Here is a 2,746-nt window from a genome sequence, read left to right on the forward strand (position 1 = left end):
CTCCACCTTACCGATGAGCCCGGTGGCCACCGAGATCGAAATCGCATGGGGTGCGGCATGCCCCACCCCATGCGATCATCTCAATCTACACCAGAAATTACACCACGAGCGCGGACGCTAACTTAAATTCCCGCGATGAGATCAAGCGCCCATGCAAAGCCTGCAATGGGCGCAGTCTGTCGGGGAGGAGAGGATGCGCCCTGCATGGACATTCCTGCCGGTTCCCTGGGCTCTCTGCATCGCCCTGACGCCGGCGGATGCGCAAGACGTCCGCCCGGATGAAGCGGTCCAAACGGCCCTGCTGGAAACACCCTTCGACCTCAGCGCCATGACGCCGGAACCACCCGAGACCGGCAACAGGGTCCAGGGGCCGGCCGGTCCGCGCATCCCGCCTCCTCCCGATCCCGTCATGGAAGGGCGTTACCATTCGCTGGGCAGCCGCATCGGCGCCGCCAGATGGGAGACTATCGGCCTGTTCGCCTATATCACCGCGACGCAGGCCTATTGGACCGACGGCACGACCCATTTCCATTTCAAGGATGAGGGCTGGTTCGGCAAGAACACCCATAATCTGGGCATCGACAAGCTGACCCACGCCTTCAACGCCTATCTCTTCGCTGAATTTCTGGGCGCGCGGATCGCCCGCAGGACCCATGACCGGGCGCGGGCGGCGGCGCCCGCGGCGCTGCTTTCCATGGGCCTCATGCTCTATGGCGAGCTGTGGGACGCGCATAAGAAGGACAGCGGCTTTTCGATACAGGACGTGGTCTTCAACAGCGGCGGCGCGGCCTTCTCGGTGCTCCGCCACACCGTGCCGGGGCTGGAGGAGAAGCTGGATTTCCGCCTGCTGATGATGCCCAATTCAGAGGTCTACAGCTTCAAGGGAAAGCGTCATTATGAGCAGCAGCGCTTCCTTCTGGCGCTCGAACTTTCCGGTTTCAGGGGATTGCGCGACAGCCCGCTGCGCTTCGTCGAACTGCAGGTCGGCTATCGCGGCAGGAATTTCACCAATGCCGACCGCGCCGCCGGAAGAGAGCCGGAGCGCGACATCTTCTTCGGCGTCGGCCTCAACATCAAGCAGCTGTTCTTCCGCGACAGCCGCTCGCGCCTGGGCCGGGCGATCGGCAGCGGGCTCAACTATTTCCAGCTTCCCTATACCGCCGCCTATTTCCATTGACGGGCAAGGGAAGCTGGAAGAGCGAACGGGGCGGATGCGCGCAGGCTGACCCGCGCCGCATCGAACCGCCCGGCCGCTCCTCCAGACTCCGCATCGCGCAACGCCGTCCGGGGGGAAGGACGGCGCTCAGCGCGACGCAATCAGGACCGGCCTGTCGCCGTCGGCCTGCGCCATCATCCGGGCGCGGTGGTCGGTGCGCAGCCGGCGCAACATGGCGTCGCGTTCCAGCGCGTCGCTGGCGACGACGATCCAGGCTTCGAACCGGGACGAGGCGGCGATCTGCGGCGGCAGGGGCGTCAGCCGCCCCATCCGCTTCACCGCCCGCAGGGATATGCTGTCGACGGCGGGCGACGATGAAGGCTGGGCCAGCGAGACGGCTTGCGGCCGCCCCTCCCCGTCCAGGCGGAATTCGACGCGGGTATAGCCGGTCGCATCCCGGTCGAAATTCTGATCGGCGGCGCGGCGGATGCTACCGGTCAGCCGGGTTGCGGTCCGGCTCTGCCATTTTTCAAGGGTCATCTCCTTTTCGGGAGACGCAATGACGGTCAGCTGGTCACCGGGCTGTCTGGCGCTAACCCCTGTCGACAGCAGCAGGGACGAGCAAAGCACCAAATATCTGGCACGCATAAGAGCCTCCTCTGCCAGGATAATGATGTCGTGGATTGCGGCTGCGGCTGTGTCTGACCGGCCGAAAGCAGCGCGAAGCTATATATTACAAAATCGATCATGCTGGTAATGAATATAAACCAGCAATCTCATCGACATGCATAATATTTCACGATTGTGCCTTTGCTCCGGCGTGGCCGCATGGCTGCCGCACGCGGCGGGGATGCGGGCCAACCCGTTGTCGTTGATCAGTTTTGGTGAACGGGACCCAAGCTCGCGGCGGCGACTCGGCCTTTCCCCGGATGTCCCGTCACCCCGAGCCGCTCCACAATATCCGTCCAGCCCGCCATCGCCCTCTCCAGGCTGAACGCCTCTATCCTGTTGCCCGGCAGGATGGCGCTGGCGGGTTCGATCTGGCCCAGCAGCGCATCCGCCATGGCCGTCGCATCCGCCGGGTCGACCAGCCGCCCGAACCGCCCGCCATCCAGCAGATCGGCCGCATTGCCCGCCGTGCGGGAGGCGACCACGGGAACGCCCACGGCCATCGCCTCCAGCAGCACATTGGGCGATCCTTCCCACCAGCTCGGCAGGACGAAGGTGTCGGCATGCGCCAGCCAGGGGAAGACGTTCGCCACCACGCCGGGCAGCGCCAGATCGTCCGCCATGCCCAGCCTGCGCGCCTGCTCCATCAGCCGGTCGCGCATCCGGTCCCGGCTCTCGCCCAGGATGATGAGCCGCGCCCGCCGGCTTTGCCGCAAGGTGGCGAAGGCGCGCAGCAGCGTCTCGAAATTCTTCTGCTTCGCCAGCCGGCCGATGGCGAGGATGACCGGCGCATCCTCGGTCATCCAGCCATGGGGCGCCGGACCTTCCGCCCTTGCGCGCGCCGCGGCGGCGTCGATGCCGTTGGGAATGACCGCGACCCGCCCCTCGCGCGCCGCCGCCGCAAAGGCCGGCGCGGCGGCC

General features: G+C 65.8%; 3 protein-coding genes. 1 reads left to right on the top strand and 2 read right to left on the bottom strand.

Translation table 11 applies throughout. The features are described 5' to 3' along the window. Nucleotides 1-193 precede the first annotated feature (193 nt). Nucleotides 194-1,177: a DUF2279 domain-containing protein gene (locus tag A8G00_RS24550; protein WP_103001949.1), complete on the top strand. Its 984-nt coding sequence runs from the start codon at nucleotides 194-196 to the stop codon at nucleotides 1,175-1,177. A gap of 126 nt (nucleotides 1,178-1,303) precedes the next feature. Here A8G00_RS24550 and A8G00_RS24555 read toward each other — a convergent pair whose 3' ends face one another. Together A8G00_RS24555 and A8G00_RS24560 are read right to left on the bottom strand one after the other, a co-directional pair. Further along, nucleotides 1,304-1,696: an energy transducer TonB gene (locus A8G00_RS24555; RefSeq protein WP_253258087.1), complete on the bottom strand. Its 393-nt coding sequence runs from the start codon at nucleotides 1,694-1,696 to the stop codon at nucleotides 1,304-1,306. Between the two features lie 335 nt (nucleotides 1,697-2,031). Beyond that, nucleotides 2,032-2,746, bottom strand: a 715-nt coding sequence (locus A8G00_RS24560; RefSeq protein ID WP_146032647.1) for a glycosyltransferase, incomplete at its 5' end; no start/stop codon positions are given.

The organism is Sphingobium sp. SA916, assembly GCF_002894065.1.
Lineage (GTDB): Bacteria > Pseudomonadota > Alphaproteobacteria > Sphingomonadales > Sphingomonadaceae > Sphingobium > Sphingobium fuliginis.